The organism is Stappia albiluteola, from assembly GCF_014050225.1.
Taxonomy (GTDB): Bacteria; Pseudomonadota; Alphaproteobacteria; order Rhizobiales; family Stappiaceae; genus Hongsoonwoonella; species Hongsoonwoonella albiluteola.
This window is the reverse complement of record NZ_JACFXV010000064.1, coordinates 120,623-144,991: the sequence shown is the minus strand read 5'-3', so window position 1 is coordinate 144,991 and position 24,369 is coordinate 120,623. Positions and strand designations below refer to the sequence as shown.

The following is a 24,369-nucleotide window of genomic DNA, read 5'->3' as shown; positions in this document are numbered from 1 at the left end:
ACGGTGCATTGCCGGCCCCGCCCGGAGGAAATGCGCCATGTTTCAGTCCGCCGAAATCGAGCAGAAGCTGTCGAAGGAGGATTTCAGGGCGATCGAGCCCGGACTGCGCACCGAGCTGCTGAAATTCCAGCAGGAGATGACCGAGAAGAAGACCTTTTCCGTGCTCCTGGTGGTGGCGGGCGTCGACGGGGCCGGCAAGAACAAGGCGATTGCCCGGCTGCAGGAATGGATGGACCCGCGCCACATCGTCTGCAACGCCTATGACGATCCGACGGAGGACGAGCGGCTGCGCCCGCCCTTCTGGCGTTATTGGCGCGACCTGCCCGAAAAGGGCGAGATCTCCGTCGTCGTCGGTTCCTGGTACCAGGAACCGATGCGCATGCGGGTGCTGGGCGCCTGCTCGAAGGCGGAATTCGAGGACCGTCTTTTCCGCATCAACCAGTTCGAGGAGATGCTGTTCAACGAGAACGTGCTGATCCTCAAGTTCTGGTTCGTGCTGCCGGGGGACGAGCAGCGCAAGCGCCTGAAGCAGCTTGCCAAGAAAAGCCGCCGGGTGCGCCACATCCTGGAAGAGTGGACGCAGATGATGGACGCCGAGGGCGCGCGCGAGACGGTGGAGCAGGTGGCCCAGCGTACGTCGACCGCCGAGGCGCCCTGGTACGTCATTCCCTCGCTCGATCCCGAGTATCGCGATGTCGCATTTGCGGATGTGGTTCGCGCGGCGATGAAGCTCAGGCTGGAACGCGGCGAACCGGACTCGATATCCGCACCTGCCGTGATAGGCGGTGTCAGGCGCAAGACGGCCCTCGACGCGATCGACTTGACCGTGCGTCTCGAAAAGGACGAATACGAAGAGGAACTCGATCACTGGCAGGCCGAGTTGGCCGCCCTCACCGACAAGAAAGGGTTTCGCGACCTGTCGCTGGTCGCCGCCTTCGAGGGCAACGATGCCGCGGGCAAGGGCGGAGCGATCCGCCGGGTGACGGCCGCGCTCGATCCGCGCATCTTTCGCGTCCATCCGATTGCAGCCCCCAGCGACGAGGAAAAGGCGCGGCCCTATCTGTGGCGCTTCTGGCGGCGCATCCCGCGACGGGGCCATATCGCGATCTTCGACCGCTCCTGGTACGGCCGGGTTCTCGTGGAGCGGGTGGAGGGGTTTTGCAGCGAAGCGGACTGGATGCGCGCCTATAACGAGATCAATGCCTTCGAGCAGGAACTCACGGACGCCGGCATCGTGGTCGCGAAATTCTGGCTGGCGATCAGCGAGGATGAGCAGCTTGCCCGTTTCAAGGCGCGCGAGGAAACCGCCTACAAGCAGTACAAGATCACCGACGAGGACTGGCGCAACCGGCTGAAATGGGACGCCTACGCGGAAGCCGCGGGCGACATGGTGGACCGCACCTCGACTTCCGCCGCCCCGTGGCGGCTCGTCGCGTCGCAGGACAAGCTTTTCGCCCGCATCGATGTGCTGAAGACGATCTGCAAGCGGCTAAAGGCGGCGCTGTGAGGGGGCTTAGCCGGGCCTTTCGGTAAATCCCCGGCGGAAGGCGCTCGGAGAACGGCCCGCTGCCGAGGCGAAGACGCGAGAGAAATAGGCGGGATCAGAGAAGCCGAGCCGATAGGCGATGTCGGCAACGCCCATCTGCGTATAGGCCAGCAGGCGGCGTGCCTCGAGCATCTGCCGGTCGCGCAGCATGGCGCCGGCCGAGCGCCCATACCGGCTGCGGCACAGCCGCGTGAGATGGGAGAGGGTGACGCCGAGGGCGTCGGCAAAGGCGGAGATGCGATGCTCCGAGGCGAAGCGCTCCTCGACCAGGGCACGGAAGCGGACGAGAAGTGCGGCGCTCCTGCCGGGCTCGCCGGTTTCCAGGCCTCCTTTGCCACCGATGACCTGACGCGCGCACCATGTCGCCAGCAAGCCGATATGGGCCTTGAGCGCCGCCACGCGGTAGGGGCGCTGCATGCGATGTTCGGCAAAGAGCTCATCGAGCATCGCGGGCGGCTCGACGACGTCATTGACGAGCGCGACACGGCGAAGGCGGTCGGCCGGGTCGACCTCCGCGCGCAGCGGTTCGAAAAGATCGACGGGAACGGTGATCACCGCGCCCTCGGTTGCGGGCAGGAAACGGAAGCCGTGCGCAATGCCGGCCGGCATGTTGAGGAGCGTCGGCGCTTCCATATGAAAGCTCGTTTCATCCAAGTAGACAGTGCCGCCTCCACGAGAGATCCAGAAGAGCTGATGCAGGGCGTGGTGGCGATGGACCGCGATGCGCCAACGCCTTGGTCCGCTTCTGTCGGCGATCGCCTCGACATGCAGCGCATCCGGAAAGCCGGTGCCGGCCGGCTCGCCGTACAGCGCGTAGTCGGGAACGGTGACGGATGCGCGATTCATCCAGGAAATGATCCGATAGCTCCATTCCGTTGTAAAGGCCGATGCCTATTCTGCCGATAGAGGAAACGAAGGGCGGTCTTGCACGCCCCGGTCCGTCGGGAGGATGAATGCGCACCCAGGTCGCCATTATCGGGGGCGGGCCGTCCGGCCTGCTACTGTCCCAGCTGCTGCATCTGAAGGGCATAGAGACGGTGGTGCTGGAAAGGCGCAGCCGGGACTACGTGCTTGGCCGCATCCGGGCCGGGGTCCTGGAACAGGGCATGGTCGACCTGCTGCGGGAGGCGCAGGTGGCAGGACGCATGGACCGTGAAGGCCTCGTCCACCATGGCTTCGACATTGCCTATGACGGTCGGTTGCATCATGTCGATCTCGATGGCCTGACCGGCGGCAAGACCGTGATGATCTACGGCCAGACGGAGGTGACGCAGGATCTCTATGCCGCCCGCGACGCAATGGGCGGTATCGTCATCCACGAAGCCGAAAACGTCGCCCTGCACGACGTGAAATCCGATGCTCCCTTCGTGACCTACGAGAAGGATGGGGAAACCCACCGTATCGACTGCGAGTTCATTGCCGGCTGCGACGGCTTTCACGGCGTCTCGCGGAAATCCATTCCCGAGGATGTGCTGAGGGAGTTCGAACTGGTCTATCCTTTCGGCTGGCTGGGCCTGCTGGCCGACGTGCCGCCGATTTCCGACGAACTCATCTACGCCAATCACGAGCGCGGCTTCGCGCTCTGCTCGATGCGTTCAAAAACGCGCAGCCGCTATTACCTGCAATGTTCGCTGGCGGAACGGGTGGAGGAATGGCCGGATGACCGGTTCTGGGAGGAACTGCGCCTGCGGCTGCCCGAAAGCGCCCTGCCCGGCCTCACCACCGGCCCGTCGATCGAAAAGAGTATTGCCCCGCTCAGAAGTTTCGTCGCCGAGCCGATGCGCTACGGCAGGCTGTTTCTGGCGGGAGATGCGGCCCATATTGTGCCGCCGACCGGCGCCAAGGGCCTGAATCTCGCGGCATCCGACATCCACTATCTGTCCGCCGGCCTGATCGGATACTACCGCGCGGGCGATCAGCAGGGGCTGACGGACTATTCCCGCAAGGCGCTGGCTCGTGTCTGGAAGGCGGAGCGCTTTTCCTGGGCAATGACCAACCTGTTGCATGCCTTTCCCGAGAAAGGCGCTTTCGGCGACCGCATCCAGCGCGCCGAGCTCGATTATCTGTTTTCCTCGCGAGCCGCCACGACGTCGCTGGCGGAGAACTATGTGGGACTGGAGTATTAGGGGCTGCTCAATCGGGAGGTTATTTGAGCAAAAGCGCAAGATCTCCTGACTGAATTTAAGATCTAAGGTGGCTGGCCATTGATACGGTAGGGGAAATACTTTTATCAGAGCCAGGAGATCGGGAACCTTCTGGACAATTCAATCGCAAGGCATTATTTGTGTAATTGTGCACAAATTCACATTTTGGGGTTCCCATGCCCGCTTCCGATACCGCATACCTGTCTGCACGAGTTCCCGCTTCGCTCCGCAATCGGCTCAAATCCATTGCGGCACGGCGCGGGCAGAAGATGCAGGATCTGCTCAATCAGATCGTAGAAGATTACGTCGAACGCGAAGACAAGGCCGCTCCAAGCGCAAACGAAATCATTCGACGGCTGCAGGATCATCGGGATGTGCTCACCCGAATGGGCGTGCGACACTTATTCCTGTTTGGATCGGTTGCTCGTGGCGACGCTCGTCCGGACAGTGATATCGACCTCGCCTATGACCTAATTCCCGCCCGGAAACATTCTCTTTTCGCATTGGGAGAAATCGAGCAGGAAATTCAGGGCATTCTCGGCCCATCCAACAAAATTGACATGGCTTCCCGCAAGGACCTTTTCGGCCACGTCCGGGAATCCGCGCTCGCCGATGAAATCCGGATTTTCTGATGCCGCGCAGTCCGCTTCATCGTCTCCGGGATGTCAGGCAGGCGATCCTGGATATGCGGGAATTCGTGGATGGCATCGATCAGGCGGCGTTTCTGGCAACGCCGGACAATGATCGCAAGACATTCAAAGCCGTTTCGGCATCGCTCCTGGAGATCGGAGAAGCCGTAAAGGCGTTACCGGAGGAAGTTACCGAAAGGCATAACGGGATCCCATGGCGAGCGATTGCCGGTATGCGAGATCACGTCGCGCATGAGTATTTCAAAATCGATGTTGAATTGATCTGGAACACCATCGAAAATGGCGAGCTCGATTTACTATTGGAAGTCATTGAGGTGGAAATCGAAAGATTGCACGCGGAAGGAATATCGGGTCAAAATAGTTGAACCGGTGATATGCCGTACCAAGTCTACAAAAGTAACTCCGCGACTTGCTCAAGCAACCCGTCCGTCATTTTCGCCGCCGCATCCACCGCGTCGGCCTTGCCGCGCAGGCCGTCCCAGTCGATGGGCGCCTTCGAGAGCTTGCCGATTTCATCGAAGAGGTGATGGCCGCTCTGCCGCACTTCCTCCGCCGCTTTCTTGACGAGCGCCTGGGCGTCGGCGCGCGACATGTGAGCCATCAGCGCGAAGGAGGCGGCCTCGGCAAGCATCAGGCCGTTGGATGCCTCGATGCTGGCCCGCATGCGTGCGATATCGGGCTCAAGACCATTGACCAGTTCCTCGGCGCGGCAAAGGGCGGCACCGGTCGCAACGGCCATTTGCGGCAGGGTCAACCATTCGCCCATCCAGCCAATGCCGTCGCGCTCCTCCACCTGGATGCCGGTCGCGGCAAAGGCGGACAGCAGGCCGGCATTCAGGCGGGCAAGGGCGACGATCGCCTCGGCCTTCACCGCGTTCTTCTTCTGCGGCATGGTGGAAGAACCGCCGGCTTCGGCGAGCATGACCTCGCCGATCTCCGTACGGGTGGAAATCATCGCATCGGCACCAAGTTTGCCGAGCGCGTTGCCGATGCCGGTAAGCAGAGTCGCGGCATCGAGAAGCGCGCGGCGCCCCGTCATCCAGGGGGCGGAGGGGGATAGCCCCAGCTCCGCCGCGAGACGGGCGGTCAGTTCGCGCTGGCGGTCGCCGGTCACGCCCATGGCCGCCAGATCGCCGGAGGCGCCGCCGAGCTGGAGCGGAAGGCCTTCGGCCGAAATCCGCCGCAAGTTCCGAAGTTCGAGCGCAAGATCGCGGGCGTTGCCGGCCATGCGAAGGCCGAAGCTTATCGGCGTCGCCATCTGGCCGCGGGTCCGCGCCGCCATCGGTGTTGCGCGGTGGGTCTCCGCCAGCTCGACCAGCCTTGCAATGACGGTTGCAAGCCGCCCGTCGAACAGCGCAAGGAGGGCTTTCAATCGCAGCATCAGGGAGCTGTCGACGACGTCCTGCGACGTGGCGCCGAAATGCACGAAGTCGGCACCCTTGGCGCCCGCGATACGGCGCAGGCACGCAACGAGACCCGGCACCGGCACACCCGCCGATGCCGTTTCGCGGGCGATCTCCTTCGGCGAAACCGTCACGGAGGCTAGGGTGCGGTCGATCACCGCCGCCGCCTCGCCCGGTATGATCCCCTGCGCGCCCTGAACGCGGGCCAGCGCCCGCTCGAATTCGACCATAGCCGCGATTTCCGCCTCGTCGCAGAAAAGCGCCAATGCCTCGGCATCACCGAAGAGGCCGCCGAAGAGCACGGAATCGAGCGGGGTCAACGGCATGGTTCAGGCTACCTCGGGCAGGGAAAGCAGGCGGCGGGCCTCGGCGACGGTGGCAGGATGGCGGCCGTAGGCCGGACACAGGGCAGCGACCTGCTCGACGAGAGCGGCGTTGGACGGCGCGAGCGTTTCCCGGTCGAGGCGGATGTTATCCTCAAGACCGGTGCGGCAATGGCCGCCAAGCTCCAGCGCCCAGCGGGCGACCTCGATCTGGCCGCGGCCGATGCCGGCGGCGGTCCAGGTGGCCGCCGGCGCCAGGCGTTTCAGCTCGGACACCATGAACTCCAGCGCCCGCCGCTCCACCGGCATGGCATTCTTCACCCCGAAGACGAACTGCGCATGCAGCGGCTTCTTCAGCCGGCCGTCCTCGCTCATGGTGATCGCCTGGTAGAGCATCGACAGGTCGAAGACCTCGATCTCCGGCTTCACGCCGTATTCCAGCATCTTGCCCGCCAGTTCGTCGACAAGCTGCGGCGGGTTCTCGTAAACGCGGGTGGGAAAGTTGCAGGAGCCGGTGGAAAGGGAGGCCATGTCCGGCTTCAGGTACAGCATGCCGCCGCGCTCGGACCCCACGCCCGAACGTCCGCCGGTTGAGAACTGCACGATCATGCCGGGACAGGCCTCGCGCACGCCTTCAAGGAAGGCCCTGAAGCGGGCGGGATCGGATGTCGGGCTCTCGTCCTCGTTGCGCACATGGACATGCACGAGCGTTGCGCCCGCCTCGAAGGCCTGTCGCGTCGAGGCGACCTGCTCCTCGATGGTGATGGGAACCGCCGGATTGTCCTTCTTCCTCGGCAGGGAGCCGGTGATGGCAACAGTGATGATGCAGGGTTCGCTCATGATGCTCTCAAACGTCGAAGAAAACGGTCTCGTTCTCGCCCTGAAGGTGAATGTCGAACCGGTAGTCGGCCTCGCCGTCCGACGCCTTGACTGCCGTCAGGGAGGCGCGTCCGGAAGGCGACACCCGGCGCAGGTCGGGATCGGCGTCGATCTGCGCCCGGTTTTCCGGGAAATAGAGCCTGGTCGCGAGATGAAGGTTGATGCCGCGCGCGAAGATCAGGATCGCGATATAGGGCGCGGTGCCGGCTTTGAGCGGTCCGGGCCTTGCTGTCCGGAAACGGTAGACGCCCGTCCTGAAATCGGACGTGGTGCGGCCGAAAAGGCCGTTCCTGCCGACGCGACCGTCCGGATCGGCGCCCCAGAACTCGATCATCGCGTCGCGCACCGGCTCGCCGGCGCCGTCATAGACGATGCCTTCCACCGTCACGGCACCGGTGCCTTCGAAGGCCACGGGCCCGGGCTGGTTCGGCAGCGCCGGGCGGCCGATCGACTGCGGCGCGGTGCCGATATGGACGTAGGGGCCAGCGGTCTGGGACGGGGTTTCCTTCAGCCGTCCGTCGAAAGGTCCGTCGCTCATCACGCGCCCTCCTCCCGGTTCTCGAAATAGGTCTGGCGGCGGCCGCGCAGCACGATGTCGAAGCGATAGGCCAGGCAATCGAACGGCATCTGGTTCTTGAAGTCGAGCCTCGCGACCAGCCGCTCGACGATTGCCGGATCGGGAATGGTGTTGACGATCGGGCAAAGCGGGATCAGCGGATCGCCCTCGAAATAGAGCTGGGTTATCAGGCGCTGGGCAAAGGCTTCGCCGAAGATCGACAGGTGGATATGGGCCGGACGCCAGTCCGAGCCGTTGTTCGGCCAGGGATAGGGGCCCGGCTTGATGGTGCGGAAGACGTAGGTTCCGTCCGCGCCGCTGATCGTGCGGCCGCAGCCCGAGAAGTTCGGATCGAGCGGCGCGAGATAGGTGTCGTTGCTGTGCGCATAGCGGCCGCCGGCATTGGCCTGCCAGACCTCGATCAGCGCATTGGGAACGGGACGCGCGTTTTCGTCGAGAACGCGGCCATGGACGATAATGCGCTCGCCAAGTGCCTCGCCGCCGGCCGATGCATTGCGGATCAGGTCGTTGTCGAGCGGCCCGAGCATGTCGTGGCCGAAGGCCGGGCCGGTCCAGTCGAGCTCCGCCTGTTCGGGCGAGACGAGAGGACGGAACGGCGCGCGCAAGACCGAGCTCTTGTAGTTCGGCGTAAGGGCCGGCGGATGCTGGTTGCGCTCCCGGCGATAGAAGGGATGCACGGTCAAGGCTTCATCCTCCCTTGTTTTCGGACCTTGCCGATGTCTCGAAGACGCTCTTGGCGATGCGCAGCGCGCTGTTGGCCGCCGGCACGCCGGCATAGATCGCCACGTGAAGAAGCGCCTCGCGCACGTCCTCCGGCGTTGCCCCCGTATTGGCGGTCGCCCTGCAATGCATCGCCAGCTCCTCCTCGTGGCCGAGGGCGGCAAGCAGGGCGATGGTGATCAGCGAGCGCTCGCGTTTCGTCAGCGTTTCGCGCGACCAGACCGAGCCCCAGGCACCTTCCGTGATCAGGGTCTGGAACGGCTCGTCGAATTCGGTCTTCGCAGCCTCGGCCCGGTCGACGTGAGCATCGCCCAGAACGGACCGGCGCGTTTTCATCCCCCGCTCGAACATCGTTTCGCTCATGCGCCATGCTCCTTGAAAAAGCCGGTGATCGCGGCGGCCACCGCATCGGGAGACTCCACGCAAGGCAGATGGCCCGCCCCCTCGATCTCCAGATAGCGGGCGCCGGGCACCAGTTCGGCTGCCGCCTTTACCAGTTCGGGCGGCGTGGAACCATCCTCGGAGCCGCAGATGAAGAGAACCGGCAGGTCGAGCCGGCGCGCCCTGTCGGTCAGGTCCGCGTCGCGGATCGCGGCGCAAAGATCGAGATAGCCTTCGACCGGCGTGCGCGTGAGCATCGACCGCCACACGGCGAGTTCCGCCGGCCGGCTTGCGCGGAAGGCGGCGGAGAACCAGCGCTCCATGACCGGCTCCGCGACCGCCTCGATGCCTCCGGCGCGGATTGCATCCATGCGGGCGGTCCACATTTCCGCAGTGCCGATTTTCGGCGCGGTATCCATGAGGCAGAGGGCCGCAACGCGATCAGGGCGGGCGGACGCAAGGGCCTGCGCGATCATGCCGCCGACCGAAAGGCCGGCGACATAGGCCTTGTCGGCCTCGACGTGATCGAGAATCGCCAGCAGATCCGCCGCGTGATCGCCGATCGAGGCCCGCTCCGCATGCCCGGACAGGCCATGCCCGGCCGTGTCGTAGCGCAGGATCCGCCAATTGGCCGGAAGCCGGTCGACGATCCCGTCGAAGACGCGCAAATCCGTGCCGAGCGAATTCGAGAAGGCCAGGAGCGGCCCCTTTTCCTCCGCCCTGTCGAGGCGGAAGTGAATGGCACGCCCGTTCACGTTCAATGCCTGCACATCGCTCTCCCCGGGCTCTCCCTTCGACCGTTCGCAGCGCCTCCGCGCATGGTCCTCCGGCCATTTTTCCTATCCTGGCTTCAGAATGCTCCTTGCAAATAGTAATGTAAAATGAGATTTAGCCGGCGATGCATAACATATGGGAATGATCGATGCTGTTCGACGCCCGCATCAAGCTGCGCCACCTTCAGGCCTTTCTGGAAGTGGCCCGGCGAAAGAGCCTGACAGAAGCGGCAACCGCCCTCAACATCACGCAGCCCGCCGTCTCCAAGACGTTGAAGGAACTGGAGGAGATACTGGGGGTCAGCCTGATGGACCGCAGTCGCGCCGGTGTCTTTCTGTCGCCGGCAGGCGATATCTTCCTGCATTATGCAAGCATGAGCGTCGCGGCCCTGCAACAGGGCCTCGACGGCATCGAGCAGGCGCGAATGGGCTCCGACCGCCTGTTGAACGTGGGGGCGCTGCCGAGCGTGGCCGCAAGCATCATTCCGAGCGCCGTTTCGCGCTATCTGGAAAAGCGGCTCGGCGGCACGCTGAATATCGTGACGGGCCCGAACGGCCACCTGCTCGATCAGCTCAGGGTCGGCGCGCTTGACGTGGTGGTCGGGCGTCTCGGCCAGCCCGAGGCGATGCAGGGCCTCACCTTCTCGCAACTCTATTCCGAACAGGTGCGTATCGTCGTCCGCCCCGGCCACCCCCTGCTGCGGGAGCCCGATATCGCGCGGCTGCCGGAATTCACCGTGCTGTGCCCGAACCGGCAGGCGGCGATCCGCCCGCTTGTGGAACGGCTGATGGTGGCGAACGGCATCGGCAACCTGCCCCGGCGGATCGAGACGGTCTCCAACGCTTTCGGTCGTGCCTTCACCCGTCAGACCGATGCGGTCTGGATCATCTCCCATGGCGTCGTGGCAGGAGATCTGAGGGAAAGAATGCTGGTCGACCTCAAGATCGACACCCGGATCACCCTCGGCCCCGTCGGCATTTCGGCACGCGCCGAGGAGCCGCAGACACCGGACCTGATGCTGTTCATTTCTTCACTGCGTGAAGCCGTTTCGCAATCCGGCGGTGAAAAGGCGGCGGACGTACAATGACCGCGATGGCCGGCAAAACTTTTACCAAGCGTTTACCCTATTGATAATTTGAATTTTTTGAGGAATTCGAGCCCGCTCGATTAGGGAATACTTAGCCTCGTTTCGCCTAAGGTTGCACCTAAGCCGATTGCCGGGTGAGCAATGAATTCGCCCGGGCATCCAATAGTCTTGTGTGGGCCCGGCTGCCCAAAACCGTGGTGCGTCAATGGATCTTGGCACAATCATCGGCGTCATTGCCGGCTTCGCCGTCGTGCTGGTCGCAATTTTCATCGGCGGCGATATCGCGCAATTCACCGATGTCCCCTCCGTCCTGATCGTTTGCGGCGGCGCCACGGCCGCGACGCTGGTGCGCTTTCCCCTTTCGGGCGTGATCAGCGCGCTCTCGACGGGATCGAAAGTCGCCTTCACCTACAAGAAGACCGACCCGCGCGACCTTATCGAGGAAATCACGCGCCTCGCCGATATCGTGCGCAAGTCCGGTCCGCTGGGGCTCGAGAACATCGCGGTCTCCGATCCGAACCTCGCCAAGGGTATCCAGTATATTGCCGACGGCTACGACCCGGAATTCATCCGCGATTCCATGGAGCGTGAGCGGGACCTTTATCTCGAGCGCCTGCAGGTCGGCCGCAAGGTATTCAAGGCGCTGGGCGATTCCGCGCCCGCTTTCGGCATGATCGGCACGCTTGTCGGCCTGGTGCAGATGCTCGCGACCATGGACGATCCTTCCACGATCGGCCCGTCCATGGCGATCGCCCTGCTGACCACGCTCTATGGCGCGCTCATCGCCAACGTCGTCTGCCTGCCGATCGTCGACAAGCTCGACAGCAAGTTCGAAATGGAAGAGGTCAACCAAACGCTCGTCATCGACGGCGTGCAGCAGATCCGCGAAAACAAGAGCCCGGCGCTGATCCGCGACATGCTGATCGCCTACATGCCGGAAAAGGCGCGCGCCGATTTCCAGGAAGCGGCCTGACGCAGGCCCGATCGACAACGTAGCTCCCGAAGGGCTCCAGGCAAGGACGGCACCATGGCGAAGAAGGCACAACAAGGAGGAGCGCCGGAGTGGCTGGTCACCTTCGCCGACCTGATGTCGCTGCTCGTCTGCTTCTTCGTGCTGATCATCTCCTTCTCCATCCAGGACAAGCAGAAGCTGCAGGTCGTGGCCGGCTCCATGCGCGAAGCCTTCGGCGTGAAGGAAAATTCCAAGCGCACCGGCATCATCGAGATCGAGGGCATTCCGGTCCGCGAATACATCAAGGACATTTCGCAGGTGCCGGTGGAGCTCGATTCCGACTTCGCCAAGGAGCGCCACGAAAAGAAGCGTCAGCAGGGGCCGGAAGCCAACACGCATAATACGGCGGAAGCGGAAATCGAGGTGCCGCGCCAATTCGCCACCGCCGCCGCCTCCCTACGTCAGGCCTGGCAGGAAATGCCGGAAATCACCGAGATCTCGAATAACATCATCCTGGAAGAAACCGAGGACGGGCTGAACATCCTGCTGGTAGACCAGGACGGCCGGTCGATGTTTCCGGAAGGCTCCAAGTATCCCTACGAGCTGACACGCAGGCTGATTGCCAAGATGGCGCCGGTGCTGGCGAAAATGCCGAACAGGATCCAGATCACCGGCCACACGACGACGGGATCGAATTCGGTCGACTCCAGCTATACGAGCTGGGAGCTTTCCGCCGACCGGGCGAATGCCGCGCGCCAGATCCTCGCCGAATACGGCATTCCGGCCGACCGTTTCTTTGCCGTCGTCGGCAAGGCCGATACCGAGCCGCTTTTCCCGAACGATCCGTTCCTGGCCTCGAACCGCAGGATCGGCATCCTTTTGATGGCGGAAGCCCCGCCGCTGCCGCCCGGGCATAATCCCTGACGATGCTGCTCAGTCCGTCGCCGGCTCGACGATCAGCTGGGCGCCTTGCACGGCATTGACCCGGATACGGGTACCTCCCGGACAATCCGGACCGGCGATCCGCCAGACGGTATCGTCGACCTTCAGCCTGCCAATGCCCTGTACGATCGGCTCGTCGAGCACGAAGACGCGTCCGACATAGCGGCTGCCGCGCCGATTGAGCGACGGATCGCCCTCATCGGCGCTTTCCTTGCGCAGCAGCGAGCGGCCGGCAAAGACGCTGGCAAGCGAGAGTAACAGGAACAGGATCAGTTCCAGCTGCCAGGAAAGATCGACGAACAGCGCCACCGAGCCGACCAGGATCGCGGCGATGCCGAACCACAGGAAGAAGGTGCCGGGCGCCAGCACCTCCAGGCCGAGCAACAGGAGCCCGAACACCCACCACGACCAGGGGCCGAGTTCCTGGATCAGCCTTTCGACAAGGCTCATGCCCCGCCTCCGTTCTGTTCCGGCTCGCGGCGGGCAGCACCGGCGGAAGGAACGGCGCCCGAGGGGCGGCGGCGGGCAGCCATGGCCTCCGGAAAGCTTTCGCGGGCGATTTCGGCGATGCCCGCCAGGGAGCCGAGAATGGAAGTCGCCTCCAGCGGCAACAGCATCAGCTTCTGGTTGGGCGAACTGGCGAAGCTGCCCAGGGCCTCGACATATTTGTTGGCCACGAAATAATTGATGGCCTGCACGTCGCCGGCGGCGATCGCTTCGCTCACCATGCGGGTGGCTTTCGCTTCCGCCTCGGCTTCACGCTCACGGGCTTCCGCGTCGCGGAAAGCAGCCTCGCGGCGGCCTTCGGCCTCCAGGATCAATGCCTGCTTCTGGCCTTCCGCCTTCAGCACCTCCGACTGGCGCTTGCCTTCGGCTTCCAGCACCGCGGCGCGCTTGTCGCGCTCCGCCTTCATCTGCCGGGCCATGGAATCGACCAGGTCGCGCGGCGGGTTGATGTCCTTGATCTCGATGCGGGTGATCTTGACGCCCCAGGCCTCCGCCGCCGCGTCCACCACGCGCAGCAGCCTGGCATTGATCTCGTCGCGGTTCGACAGCAACTCGTCGAGATCCATGGAGCCCATGACGGAACGGATGTTGGTCATGGTGAGATTGAGGATGGCGTTTTCGAGCCCCAGCACCTCATAGGCGGCGCGGGCGGCATCGAGGATCTGGTAGAAGGTCACGCCGTCGGCGGTCACCGTGGCGTTGTCGCGGGTGATGACTTCCTGCGAGGGAACGTCGAGCACCTGCTCCATCACGTTGATCTTGTGGCCGATCCTGTCGATGAAGGGAACGATGAAATTCAGGCCCGGATAGAGCGTCTTGCGATAGCGGCCGAAGCGCTCGACCGTATAGTTCGTGCCTTGCGGTACCGTCTTGACGCCCGCGATGACGATGATGACCACAAGGGCGAGCAGGACGAGAACGACGACGTCGAACCCGAAAATCTCAGCTGGCATGCACCAATCTCCCGATTGCCGACCGGTTCGGCCGAATCGGGAGTATGGGCAGAAACAAATGCGCTTACCAGTCCGTGACCGGAGGTAGGCTTAAAGCCAGCCTGACAGCTCCCGCCGTACCGCCGCCTCGATCACGTCCATGCCGCCGACGCTGTCGTTCAGACAGGGAATGTGGACGAAGCGCTCGCCGCCGGCATGCTCGAAGATCTCCTTCGCCTCGCCGGCGATTTCCTCGAGCGTTTCCAGGCAATCCGACGCGAAACCCGGATTGATGACGGCAATTTTCTTCGTTCCGGCCTTCGCAAGCGCCTCGACGGTCTTGTCGGTATAGGGCTGCAGCCATTCCTCGGGACCGAAGCGCGACTGGAAGGTTACGATGAGCCTGTCCTTGCTCCAGCCGAGACGCTCGCGCAGCAGCCGCGTCGTCTTCTGGCAGTGGCAGTAGTAGGGGTCGCCCTTGTCGAAATAGCTCTTCGGAATGCCGTGATAGGAGGCGATCACCACTTCCGGCTCGAAATCGATCTCGGCGAGCTTCGCTTCGACGGAGGCAGCCAGCGCGTCGATATAGGCGGGATCGTCGTGATAGGGCGGCACGGTGCGCAAGGCCGGCTGCCAGCGCATCCGCATCAAGGTCCGGAAGGCCTCGTCGTTGACGGTTGCGGTCGTCGAGGCGGCATATTGCGGATAGAGCGGGAAGACGAGGATGCGCTCGCATCCCTCCTCCTGCAGACGGGTGAGCCGCGAAGCAATCGACGGCTTGCCGTAGCGCATCGCCCAATCGACCAGCACGTCTTCACCCAGATCCGAAAGACGCTCCCCCAGAAGATCCGACTGGCTGCGGGTGATGGTGCGCAGCGGCGATTCATCGCGCTCCCGGTTCCAGATCTCATCGTAGGCGCGGCCGGATTTCTTCGGTCGCGTATTGAGCACGATGCCGTAGAGGATCGGATACCACAGCGCCTTCGGCCACTCGATCACCCGCTTGTCGGTGAGGAATTCCTCCAGATAGCGCCGCATCGGCCAGTAGCCGGTACCGTCCGGCGTGCCGAGGTTGACGAGGAGCACTCCGACACGTCCCGCCTTGACCGGCCTGTGGTCCTTTGGCAGGCGAACAGAACGCATGTCCTTGCGGCGCGAGGGTGCCTCGGCAGTCTTTTCCATCAGATCCATACTTCCAGCCGTATCGAGTTGCCGCTTTATGGGGGCTTACGGCGTCATTAGATAGATCGGATTTGCCGCCGCTCCAATTGCGGTTGCGGCACTTAGCCGCGCTGCCTCGCCGGATCGTCGTCGTCCCGCAGACGTTCGAGCTCCGCCATCCGCGCGCGGCTGCGCTCCAGATCCGCGTTGGTCGCGCCGGCGATCAGGGTTTCGGCGATCACCATCAAAGCGGTCATGGAGTCCCAGGGCGAAGGCACGGAAACCCTGGCCGGCAGTACATGGGTCGCGACATTGGCAATCGGCGAAAGCCAGCTGTCGGTGACGAGCACGATCGCCACGCCGCGCTCGGCGGCCGCCTGGGCGAGACGGATGACGTCGCCCTGGTAGCGGCGGATGTCGAAGATGACCAGCACGTCGCGCCGTTTCATGTCGATCAGAAGGTCGCGCCAATTGCCCTCCTGTCCGGCCACGTGGACGACCTTGCCGCGCACGATCCGCAAATGCGAGGCCATGTAGCGGGCAAGCGTATCGGTGAAGCGGCCGCCAAGCAGATAGACCGAGCGGCGGTCGTCGGCGAGCAGCGCCGTTGCGGCCCGGATCTCGGCGACCGGCAGGTGCTGGAAGGTCTCGCGGATATTGTCGATCGCCGCGGACCACACCTCGCCGGCGGCATTTGCCGGCGCCTCGCCGCTTGGCGTGCGCGACAGGGGCGAGCGAAGCTGGTCTTCCAGTTCGTCGCGCAGCCGCTTCTGGAACTCCGCATAGGTGGCGAAACCGAGCCGACCGGCAAACCGCAGGATCGAGGGCGACGAAACACGGGCGGAACGGGCGAATTCGGCGACCGTTCCCAGGCCGAGCACGGGATAGTTGGCAAGAAGGGCAAGGGCGGCGCGGCGCTCGCTGGCGGTGAAACCGTCAAGCCGGTCGCGAATGTCCTCGGCAAGCGATTGGGCCATGGAGCGGCGTTTCCCCTTGAATTCACGAGCTGTCTCCATCCTTGCGGGGAGCGCAGCATTGCGGCCGTCCGGCAGATGCGATTTGCCATTTGACTTGAGCCGATCGATTGTATCAAATCATACAGGCTTTCCGTTTCTCCGCAAATCTGTACCAAAAATAACAAGGCGGGAAATCGCCGGCGGATTGGCGGGAAGAGGGGAATTTCAGCGAGGCGGCGGATGCGGCAGGCGCAGGCGGGCGAAGGGCGGATGCAGGACACGGTGGTCGTTGCCAACCGCGGCGGCAAGGGTGCCTGCGTGCTGCTTTGCGACCACGCCTCCAACCGGATGCCGCCGAAATTCGGAACGCTGGGGCTCGGCGCGGAGGAACTCGTCGCCCATATCGCCTGGGATCCCGGCGCCCTTGGCGTTGCGCGGCATCTCTCCAGCCTTCTCGATGCGCCGCTCGTCCATCCGACGGTTTCGCGGCTGGTGATCGACTGCAACCGCAGGGAAGATGCCGGCGATCTGATACCGGAAATCAGCGAGCGGACGGCAATTCCGGGCAATGCGGCCTTGTCGGAGGCGGAACGCGAAGAGCGGCTTGATCTCGTCCATCGGCCATTCCATCGCGCCATCGAGGCGCTGGTGGACGAGCGGCTTGCACGCGGCGCGCCGACTTTCCTCGTCTCCGTCCATACCTTCACGCCGGTATACAAGGACGTGCCGAGGCGATGGCAGATCGGCATCCTCTCCAATGTGGACCGCCGGCTGGCCGGGCGGCTGATCGGTGAACTTTCCCATGAGGAAGGGCTTTGCGTCGGCGACAACGAGCCCTACGCTCCCAGGGACGGCGTCTACTACACGCTGGCGCGCCATGGCGAGGGGCGGGGACTGGCGACGGCCATGCTTGAAATTCGCAATGACGAGGTGGCGACGGCCGAGGCCGAACGCGCCTGGGCCGAGCGCCTGTATCCGGTGCTCGCCCGGTTTGGAGACGCATTGAGATGATAAAATACCGGCGGCGAAGCCGGTAAGGAAGCACATGAATGGGCCTGGTCGCGCGCAACAAGAACAAATCACCGCGCGGCGCCGAAGGTCCGGTCGGAGGCAGGCAGCCGGAGGGGCAGCTGGAATGACGAAGGACGAGCCCTACGACGAGATGGGCGCAGCAGAACGCGCAGGATTTGCCGGCATGCCAGCCGTCATCGGCAAGTATGTGCGCATCGTGGATGCGGTGAACCGGGTCGTCGGCCGGTTCACGATGTATCTGATCTTCGTGATGATCGGCATTCTGATGTATTCGGCGATCATGCGCGGCGCGCTCGACTACGGTTTCGTCAGCATGTCGCCGCTGTGGACGCTGGAAATGGCGCAGTTCGTCATGACGGCCTATTACATGCTGGGCGGCGGCTGGTCGATCCAGGATGACGGGCACGTGCGCATGGATCTCGCCTATTCGCGCTGGTCACCGAAGCGCAAGGCCATTGTCGACTGCTTCACCGTCTTCTTCCTGATCGTCTATCTCGGCGTGATGCTCTATGGCGGCCTGTCCAGCACCAGCTACGCCCTGCAATACGGCGAAACCAGCTACTCGTCCTGGGCGCCCTACATGGCGCCGATCAAGATCATCATGTGCATCGGCATCCTGCTGATGCTTCTTCAGGCGGTCGCCCAACTGTTCAAGGACATCGCGATCGTGCGAGGGGAGTCTCTCGCGTGAGCTACGAACTGATCGCAATCCTGATGTTCGCCGGCATGATGGCGCTGCTTCTGACCGGGCAGCGGGTGTTCGGCGCCATCGGTTTCATCGCGGCGGTCTTCGCCCTGCTCCTGTGGGGAACCGGCGGCGGCGAAATCCCCTTCTCGGCGGCGATGAAGCTGATGAAATGGTACGCGCTGCTGACGCTGCCGCTCTTCATCTACATGGGCTACATGCTGTCGGAATCGGGCATCGCCGACGACCTCTACAAGATGTTCCATGTCTGGTTCGGCCCGGTGCGGGGCGGACTTGCCATCGGCACCATCCTGCTGATGGTGGTGATCTCGGCGATGAACGGCCTTTCGGTCGCCGGCATGGCGATCGGCGCGACGATCGCGCTGCCCGAGCTGCTTCGCCGCAACTACGACAAGGTGATGGTGACGGGCGTCATCCAGGCCGGCTCGTCGCTTGGCATCCTGGTGCCGCCGTCAGTGGTTCTGGTGCTTTACGCGATGATCGCGCGCCAGCCGGTCGGCCAGCTCTGGCTTGCCGGCGTCTTCCCCGGCCTGATGATGGCCGGCATGTTCATCGCCTATATCGCCATCCGCTGCTGGCTGCAGCCGTCGCTGGGGCCGACGCTCACGCGCGAGGAACGCGACGTGCCCATGGCCGAGAAGCTGAAGCTGCTTTCGGCCGGCATCCTGCCTTTCCTCATCTTCCTGTCGATGACCGGCCTGTTCGTCGCCGGCAAGACCAGCCTTGTGGAAAGCTCGGCGATCGGCGCGATCGGAGCCACGGTTGCCGCGATCGTTCGCCGCAAGCTGACCTTGAAGGTGATGCGGGACACGATCCACAAGACGCTCTCCGTCTCCTGCATGTTCATGTGGATCATCGTCGCGGCGCTCGGCTTCGGCGCGGTTTTCGACGGGCTGGGCGCGGTGAAGGCGATCGAGCGCTTCTTCGTGCAGGATCTGGGCCTGACGCCCTGGGAGATCCTGATCCTGATGCAGATCTCCTATCTCGTCATGGGCATGTTCCTGGACGATACGGCGATGCTGGTCATCGTGGCGCCGCTCTACGTGCCGCTGGTCAAGGCGCTCGGTTTCGACCTCATCTGGTACGGCGTGCTCTACACGATCACCTGCCAGATCGCCTATATGACGCCCCCCTTCGGCTACAACCTGTTCCTCATGCGGGCGATGGCCCCACCCGAGATCTCCATCCACGACATCTACAAATCCATCGTGCCTTTCGTACTGGTGATGATGTTCGCGCTCGCGGTCGTCATGGCCTTCCCCGAAATCGCACTATGGCTGCCGCACCACTTTTACATCAGAGGGTAAGTGCCGGACCGATAACAAACAGGCCGCAATAAAAGGATCTGCCGGCAAATCACCGAGAGAGGAGAAGAGCAATGCAGAACAGACGCGACTTCATCACCAAGGCCGGCCTTGCCACGGCCGCAGCCGGTACGACGGCGCTGGCGGCGCCTTACGTGCGTGCGCAGTCTCCGATCACCTGGCGCCTGCAGACCTATGCCGGTCCGGCGCTTGGCGAGCACGTGATCAAGCCGGCAATCGATGCCTTCAACAAGGCGGCCAATGGCGAGATGACCATCGAGCTCTACTATGCCGACCAGCTGGTGCCGACAGGCGAGCTCTTCCGCGCCATGCAGAACGGCACGATCGACGCGGTGCAGTCGGACGACGATTCCATGGCCGCTCCGGTCGATGTGCGCGTCTTCGGCGGCTACTTCCCCTTCGCCACCCGCTATTCGCTCGACGTCCAGGCGCTCTTCTACAAATACGGCCTGAAGGAGATCTGGGAAGAAGCCTATGGCGAGGTCGACAACGTCACCTGGCTGTCGGCTGGCTCCTGGGATCCCTGCCACTTCAACACGAAGGACCCGATCCGCAGCCTCGACGACCTGAAGGGTAAGCGGGTCTTCACCTTCCCGACCGCCGGCAAGTTCCTGTCGCGGTTCGGCGTGGTGCCGGTGACGCTGCCCTGGGAAGACGTGGAAGTCGCGGTGCAGACCGGCGAACTCGACGGCATCGCCTGGTCGGGCATCACCGAGGACTACACCGTCGGCTGGGCCGACGTGACCAAGTACTTCCTCACCAACAACATCTGCGGCGCCTGGGTCGGTTCCTTCTTCGCCAATACGGAGCGGTGGAACGCGGTGCCGCCGCATCTGCAGGAACTGTTCCGCCTGACGATGGACAGCTCGCACTACTATCGCCTGCACTGGTACTGGGCGGGCGAGGCGAACCTGCGCGTCACCGGCGGCAAGATGGAGCTGACCACGATCCCCGACGAGCAGTGGGCAACCGTCGAGGCGGAAGCGGAGAAATTCTGGGACGAGGTCGCCACGACCAGCCCGCGTGCCGGTCGCGTCGTCCAGATCCTGCGCGACTATCGCGAGACCATGCGCAAGGCAGGGCCTCCCTACCGCTACAGCTGATCGGCTTCGGCCTGTCGCACCAAAACCACCACCCCGGGAAACACATTCCCGGGGTGTCTCGGTAAAAGACCAACCTTCATCGAAACGGCAATCCAGATGGCAGGCAAATTGACATTCGAGGAATTGAAGCAGGCTGTCGCCGAGGGCACGATCGACACGGTCATCGCCGCCCTGGTCGACATGCAGGGACGCCTGATGGGCAAGCGCTTCCACGCGCAGTATTTCGTGGAGAGCGCTTACGAAGAGACCCATAGCTGCAACTACCTGCTGGCCACCGATCTGGAGATGAACACGGTGGAGGGCTACCGCGCGACGAGCTGGCAGGCGGGCTATGGCGACTATGTCCTGAAGCCCGACCTTTCCACGCTCCGCCGCATTCCGTGGCTGGACGGCACGGCGCTGGTCATCTGCGACGTGCAGGACCACCACACCCATGCGGACGTGCCGCATTCGCCGCGCGCCGTGCTGAAACGGCAGATCGCGCGGCTCGAAGCCATGGGCATGAAGCCCTTCATGGCGAGCGAGCTCGAATTCTTCCTGTTCCGCGAAAGCTTCGAGGAGGCGCAGGCCAAGGGCTATCGCGGCCTTTCGCCGATCAGCGCCTATAACGAGGACTACCACATCTTCCAGACCACCAAGGAGGAGGATGTGATGCGGGCGATCCGCAACGGCCTGCAGGGCGCGGACATCCCGGTCGAGAACTCCAAGGGCGAGGCGGATGCCGGCCAGGAGGAGATCAACGTGCGCTATGCCGAGGCGCTCGTCATGGCCGACCGGCACGCGATCATGAAGAACGCCTGCAAGGAAATCGCCTGGTCGAAGGGGCGCGCGGTCAGCTTCATGGCGAAATGGAACTTCGCCAATGCCGGCAGCTCGTCCCATATCCACCAGTCGCTCTGGTCGACGGACGGCAAGCCGCTGTTCCACGACCCGGAAGCCGAGCACGGCATGTCGAAGCTGATGCGGCACTATCTCGCAGGCCTGCTTGCGCATGCGCGCGAGACGACGCTGTTCCTCGCGCCCTATATCAACTCCTACAAGCGCTTTCAGGCCGGAACCTTCGCGCCGACCAAGGCGATCTGGAGCCTCGACAACCGCACAGCCGGTTACCGGGTCTGCGGTGGCGACACCAAGGCGGTGCGCGTGGAATGCCGGATCGGCGGCGCCGATCTCAATCCGCATCTGGCCATGGCGGCGCTGCTTGCGGCCGGCATCGACGGTATCGAGAAGGAAATGGAACTCGAACCCGCCTTCGTCGGCGATGCCTATCACGGCGAAGGCGTGCGGGAGATCCCCGGCACCTTGCGCGAGGCGACGGCGGTGGCCAGCGAATCCGCCTTCCTCCGGTCGGCCTTCGGCGACGAGGTGATCGAGCATTATGTCCATGCGGCGAACTGGGAGCAGTTCGAGTATGACAGGCGCGTCACGGACTGGGAGGTTGCCCGCGGTTTCGAGAGAAGCTAAGCCGGCGAAATTTCAACGATGCATGAGGCGCGGGACAAGGAACCGGCGCCGAGGAAGAACGTAAGGCAGGATCGCATCATGAGCGAAACAGTGAAGATCATCTCGCCGGTGGACGGTTCGGTCTATGCCGAGCGGCCGCTGGCAAGCCAGGCGGAGCTGGACAGGGTCGTGGCCACCGCCAAACGCGCGCAGGCCGACTGGGCGCGCCGCCCGATCGCCGAACGCAACCGCTTCGCCCTCGCCGCCCTCGAGGCGCTTGTGGCGATGAACGACGAGATCGTGCCCGAACTCGCCTGGCAGATGGGCCGTCCGGTGCGCTATGGCGGCGAGATGGGCGGCGTGCAGGAGCGCACGCGCTACATGGTCGAAATCGCCGAAAGCGCGCTGGCGCCCGAGCGTTATACCGACAAGCCGGGCTTCACCCGTTACGTGAAGAAGGACCCGGTTGGCGTCGTGCTGGTGGTGGCTCCGTGGAATTATCCGTTCCTGACCGCCGTCAACACGATCATGCCGGCGCTGATCGCCGGCAATTCCGTGATCCTGAAACATGCCGCGCAAACGCTGCTGGTCGGCGAACGCTTCGCCAAGGCCTTTCAGGCGGCGGGCCTGCCGGACGGCGTGTTCCAGAACGTGGTGCTCAGCCACGCCCAGACCGAAGCCCTGCTTGGTTCGGGCGCGATCGACCATGTGAATTTCACCGGTTCGGTGGCCGGCGGCCGGGCGATCGAGCGCGCGGCGGCGGGCACCTTCGCCTCGCTCGGTCTGGAGCTCGGCGGCAAGGACCCGGCCTATGTGCGGGCCGACGCCGACATGCAGCATGCCATCGCCAATCTCGTCGACGGCGCCTTCTACAACACCGGCCAGTGCTGCTGCGGCATCGAGCGCATCTATGTGCATGAAAGCCGTTTCGACGAATTCGTCGAAGGCTTCGTCGACCTGACGAAGCAGTATGTGCTCGGCAATCCGCTCGACCAGGCGACCACGCTCGGGCCGATGGCGCAGGTGCGCTTCGCCGACTGGGTGCGCGAGCAGACGGCGGAAGCCCTGCGCAAGGGCGCGAAGGCGCTGATCGATACCTCGGCCTTCGCCATGGACAAGCCGGGCACCGCCTATCTCGCACCGCAGGTCCTCATCGACGTCAACCACCAGATGTCGGTGATGCGCGAGGAAAGCTTCGGCCCGGTCGTCGGCATCATGAAGGTGCGCTCGGACGAGGAAGCCGTGCCCTTGATGAACGACAGCCCCTATGGCCTCACCGCCTCGATCTGGACCAGGGACGAGGACGCGGCGATCGCGATCGGCGACCAGGTCGAGACCGGTACCGTCTTCATGAACCGCTGCGACTATCTCGATCCGGCGCTGGTGTGGACCGGCGTCAAGGAAACCGGACGCGGCGCGGCACTGTCGCGCCAGGGCTTCGACACGCTGACGCGGCCGAAATCCTACCACCTGCGCGTCGCCATCTGACCGCGCTTACAACGATCCCGGTAGGGCCCGGTGGCCCTGCCGACCTTCCCGCAAATCTTCGGAACCTCTCGCGATGACTTCCCCATCCGCAAACTGGAACTACCCGACCTCCGTGCGTTTCGGCGCCGGCCGCATCAAGGAACTCGGCAAGGTCACGGCCAATGCCGGCATGAAGCGGCCGCTTCTGGTCACCGACCCGGGCCTTGCCAAGCTGCCGATGGTGGCGCAGGCGCTCGACATCTGCCGCGAAGCCGGGCTGGAGCCGGGCCTGTTCAGCGACGTCAAGCCGAACCCGGTCGGGTCGAATATCGAGGCGGGCGTCGCCGCCTATCGGGCCGGCAACCATGACGGCGTCATCGCCTTCGGCGGCGGCTCGGGACTGGACGCCGGCAAGGTGATTGCCTTCATGTCCGGCCAGAAGCGGCCGATCTGGGACTTCGAGGATGTCGGCGACTGGTGGACCCGCGCGGATCCGGATGGCATTGCGCCCATCATTGCCGTGCCGACGACCGCCGGAACCGGTTCGGAAGTGGGTCGCGCGGGCGTCGTCACGAACGAGGCAACCCACACCAAGAAGGTCATCTTCCATCCGAAGATGATGCCGGCAACCGTGATCTGCGATCCGGAACTGACGGTCGGCATGCCGCGCTATTTCACCGTCGGCACCGGAATGGACGCGCTGGCGCACTGCCTGGAGGCCTACTCCTCCACCTTCTATCACCCGATGGGCGACGGCATTGCGGTCGAAGGCATGCGGCTCGTCTTCGAGAACCTGCGCAAGGCGGTGGAGACGCCCGGCGATCTGGTCGCGCGCGGCAACATGATGTCGGCCGCCGCCATGGGCGCGGTCGCCTTCCAGAAGGGACTGGGGGCGATCCACTCGCTGTCGCATCCGGTCGGCGCGCTCTACGACACCCATCACGGCATGACCAATGCGGTGTTCATGCCCTACGTGCTGGTGGTCAACCGCAAGGCGATCGAGGCCAAGATCACCCGCCTTGCCGGCTATCTCGGCATCGCCGGCGGCTTCGACGGTTTCCTCGATGCGGTGTTGAAGCTGCGTGCCGATCTCGACGTCCCGCACACGCTGGCCGGCCTCAATGTCGGCGGCGAGAAGCGCGACCTCATTGCGGAAATGGCGATCGTCGATCCGACCGCGGGCGGCAATCCGATCGAACTGACGCTGGACGGCGCGAAGGAAATCTTCGACCGGGCGATGGAAGGCCGCCTCTGAGCGGTCTTTCGGCCTAGGGAAATACAGAAAGGCCGCGCCTGTACCGGCGCGGCTTTCCTATGCCGAAGTCTGAAAGACGCAGCCACGAAATCGGCGCGCACTGC

Annotated in this window: 25 protein-coding genes; 14 read left to right on the top strand and 11 right to left on the bottom strand. The window is 63.9% G+C overall.

The window, feature by feature from the left end; all coding sequences use genetic code 11:
- Positions 1-37 precede the first annotated feature (37 nt).
- Entirely contained in the window at positions 38-1,507 is a 1,470-nt protein-coding gene (pap, locus tag H2509_RS17195; RefSeq protein WP_182167585.1) for a polyphosphate:AMP phosphotransferase, read from the top strand.
- 6 nt (positions 1,508-1,513) lie between these two features.
- Here the strand turns inward: pap and H2509_RS17190 are convergent, their stop codons facing one another.
- On the bottom strand, positions 1,514-2,392 hold the full coding sequence (locus tag H2509_RS17190; RefSeq protein WP_182167583.1) for a helix-turn-helix domain-containing protein: 879 nt from the start codon (positions 2,390-2,392) through the stop codon (positions 1,514-1,516).
- Positions 2,393-2,499: 107 nt separating this feature from the next.
- Between H2509_RS17190 and pobA the strand changes: the two genes are divergently transcribed.
- From pobA to H2509_RS17175, 3 genes are all read left to right on the top strand, one after another.
- Entirely contained in the window at positions 2,500-3,672 is a 1,173-nt protein-coding gene (pobA, locus tag H2509_RS17185) for a 4-hydroxybenzoate 3-monooxygenase (RefSeq protein WP_182167581.1), read from the top strand.
- Positions 3,673-3,866: 194 nt separating this feature from the next.
- On the top strand, positions 3,867-4,322 hold the full coding sequence (locus H2509_RS17180; RefSeq protein WP_182167579.1) for a nucleotidyltransferase domain-containing protein: 456 nt from the start codon (positions 3,867-3,869) through the stop codon (positions 4,320-4,322).
- Positions 4,322-4,705, top strand: coding sequence for a HepT-like ribonuclease domain-containing protein (locus tag H2509_RS17175; protein WP_182167577.1), 384 nt, complete (start codon positions 4,322-4,324; stop codon positions 4,703-4,705). Before H2509_RS17180 ends, H2509_RS17175 begins: the two co-directional genes overlap by 1 nt.
- Positions 4,706-4,728: 23 nt before the next feature.
- Here the strand turns inward: H2509_RS17175 and H2509_RS17170 are convergent, their stop codons facing one another.
- Genes H2509_RS17170 through pcaD form a run of 6 tightly spaced genes read right to left on the bottom strand, consistent with a single transcriptional unit; the run spans position 4,729 to position 9,393 of the window.
- Positions 4,729-6,069, bottom strand: a complete 1,341-nt coding sequence (locus H2509_RS17170; RefSeq protein ID WP_182167575.1) for a lyase family protein — start codon at positions 6,067-6,069, stop codon at positions 4,729-4,731.
- A gap of 3 nt (positions 6,070-6,072) precedes the next feature.
- Positions 6,073-6,906 carry a BKACE family enzyme gene (locus H2509_RS17165; RefSeq protein WP_182167573.1) on the bottom strand — a complete coding sequence of 278 codons (834 nt, stop codon included), beginning with the start codon at positions 6,904-6,906 and terminating at the stop codon, positions 6,073-6,075.
- Positions 6,907-6,913: 7 nt separating this feature from the next.
- Positions 6,914-7,483 (bottom strand): protocatechuate 3,4-dioxygenase subunit alpha, encoded by a 570-nt coding sequence (gene pcaG, locus H2509_RS17160; protein ID WP_182167572.1) that lies wholly within the window; start codon positions 7,481-7,483, stop codon positions 6,914-6,916.
- Positions 7,483-8,205 carry a protocatechuate 3,4-dioxygenase subunit beta gene (gene pcaH, locus H2509_RS17155; protein ID WP_235975055.1) on the bottom strand — a complete coding sequence of 241 codons (723 nt, stop codon included), beginning with the start codon at positions 8,203-8,205 and terminating at the stop codon, positions 7,483-7,485. Before pcaH ends, pcaG begins: the two co-directional genes overlap by 1 nt.
- A gap of 4 nt (positions 8,206-8,209) precedes the next feature.
- Complete coding sequence (pcaC, locus tag H2509_RS17150; RefSeq protein WP_182167568.1) at positions 8,210-8,605, bottom strand: 4-carboxymuconolactone decarboxylase; 396 nt, start codon at positions 8,603-8,605, stop codon at positions 8,210-8,212.
- Positions 8,602-9,393, bottom strand: a complete 792-nt coding sequence (pcaD, locus tag H2509_RS17145) for a 3-oxoadipate enol-lactonase (RefSeq protein WP_182167566.1) — start codon at positions 9,391-9,393, stop codon at positions 8,602-8,604. The genes pcaC and pcaD overlap by 4 nt, the downstream gene beginning before the upstream one ends.
- A 152-nt stretch (positions 9,394-9,545) precedes the next feature.
- On the opposite strand from pcaD, the gene pcaQ reads away from it, so the two are divergent.
- The 3 genes from pcaQ to H2509_RS17130 all read left to right on the top strand — a co-directional run bounded on the left by pcaQ (position 9,546) and on the right by H2509_RS17130 (position 12,360).
- Positions 9,546-10,484 carry a pca operon transcription factor PcaQ gene (gene pcaQ, locus H2509_RS17140; protein WP_182167564.1) on the top strand — a complete coding sequence of 313 codons (939 nt, stop codon included), beginning with the start codon at positions 9,546-9,548 and terminating at the stop codon, positions 10,482-10,484.
- A gap of 205 nt (positions 10,485-10,689) precedes the next feature.
- A complete protein-coding gene (locus H2509_RS17135) occupies positions 10,690-11,457 on the top strand; it encodes a motility protein A (protein WP_182167562.1) in 768 nt (255 codons plus the stop codon).
- A 54-nt stretch (positions 11,458-11,511) separates the two neighbouring features.
- Entirely contained in the window at positions 11,512-12,360 is an 849-nt protein-coding gene (locus H2509_RS17130; protein ID WP_182167560.1) for a flagellar motor protein MotB, read from the top strand.
- 9 nt (positions 12,361-12,369) lie between these two features.
- Here H2509_RS17130 and H2509_RS17125 read toward each other — a convergent pair whose 3' ends face one another.
- The 4 genes from H2509_RS17125 to H2509_RS17110 form a co-directional block, all read right to left on the bottom strand.
- The gene (locus tag H2509_RS17125) at positions 12,370-12,828 is read right to left on the bottom strand and encodes an NfeD family protein (protein ID WP_182167558.1); all 459 of its coding nucleotides are present in this window, start codon (positions 12,826-12,828) and stop codon (positions 12,370-12,372) included.
- Entirely contained in the window at positions 12,825-13,838 is a 1,014-nt protein-coding gene (locus H2509_RS17120; RefSeq protein WP_182167556.1) for an SPFH domain-containing protein, read from the bottom strand. Before H2509_RS17120 ends, H2509_RS17125 begins: the two co-directional genes overlap by 4 nt.
- A 90-nt stretch (positions 13,839-13,928) precedes the next feature.
- Entirely contained in the window at positions 13,929-14,999 is a 1,071-nt protein-coding gene (gene hemH / locus H2509_RS17115) for a ferrochelatase (protein ID WP_408022688.1), read from the bottom strand.
- 101 nt (positions 15,000-15,100) lie between these two features.
- Positions 15,101-15,955, bottom strand: a complete 855-nt coding sequence (locus H2509_RS17110; protein WP_182167552.1) for a MurR/RpiR family transcriptional regulator — start codon at positions 15,953-15,955, stop codon at positions 15,101-15,103.
- 219 nt (positions 15,956-16,174) lie between these two features.
- Between H2509_RS17110 and H2509_RS17105 the strand changes: the two genes are divergently transcribed.
- From H2509_RS17105 to H2509_RS17075, 7 genes are all read left to right on the top strand, one after another.
- Positions 16,175-16,945, top strand: coding sequence for an N-formylglutamate amidohydrolase (locus tag H2509_RS17105; RefSeq protein ID WP_182167550.1), 771 nt, complete (start codon positions 16,175-16,177; stop codon positions 16,943-16,945).
- 124 nt (positions 16,946-17,069) lie between these two features.
- Positions 17,070-17,657 carry a TRAP transporter small permease subunit gene (locus H2509_RS17100; RefSeq protein WP_328805110.1) on the top strand — a complete coding sequence of 196 codons (588 nt, stop codon included), beginning with the start codon at positions 17,070-17,072 and terminating at the stop codon, positions 17,655-17,657.
- Positions 17,654-18,979, top strand: a complete 1,326-nt coding sequence (locus H2509_RS17095; protein ID WP_182167548.1) for a TRAP transporter large permease — start codon at positions 17,654-17,656, stop codon at positions 18,977-18,979. Before H2509_RS17100 ends, H2509_RS17095 begins: the two co-directional genes overlap by 4 nt.
- Positions 18,980-19,050: 71 nt before the next feature.
- Positions 19,051-20,100 (top strand): TRAP transporter substrate-binding protein, encoded by a 1,050-nt coding sequence (locus tag H2509_RS17090; RefSeq protein ID WP_182167546.1) that lies wholly within the window; start codon positions 19,051-19,053, stop codon positions 20,098-20,100.
- A 96-nt stretch (positions 20,101-20,196) separates the two neighbouring features.
- Complete coding sequence (locus H2509_RS17085; RefSeq protein ID WP_182167544.1) at positions 20,197-21,564, top strand: glutamine synthetase family protein; 1,368 nt, start codon at positions 20,197-20,199, stop codon at positions 21,562-21,564.
- A 78-nt stretch (positions 21,565-21,642) separates the two neighbouring features.
- Entirely contained in the window at positions 21,643-23,031 is a 1,389-nt protein-coding gene (locus H2509_RS17080; protein WP_182167542.1) for an aldehyde dehydrogenase family protein, read from the top strand.
- Between the two features lie 73 nt (positions 23,032-23,104).
- Positions 23,105-24,265: an iron-containing alcohol dehydrogenase gene (locus H2509_RS17075; RefSeq protein ID WP_182167540.1), complete on the top strand. Its 1,161-nt coding sequence runs from the start codon at positions 23,105-23,107 to the stop codon at positions 24,263-24,265.
- Positions 24,266-24,369 lie beyond the last annotated feature (104 nt).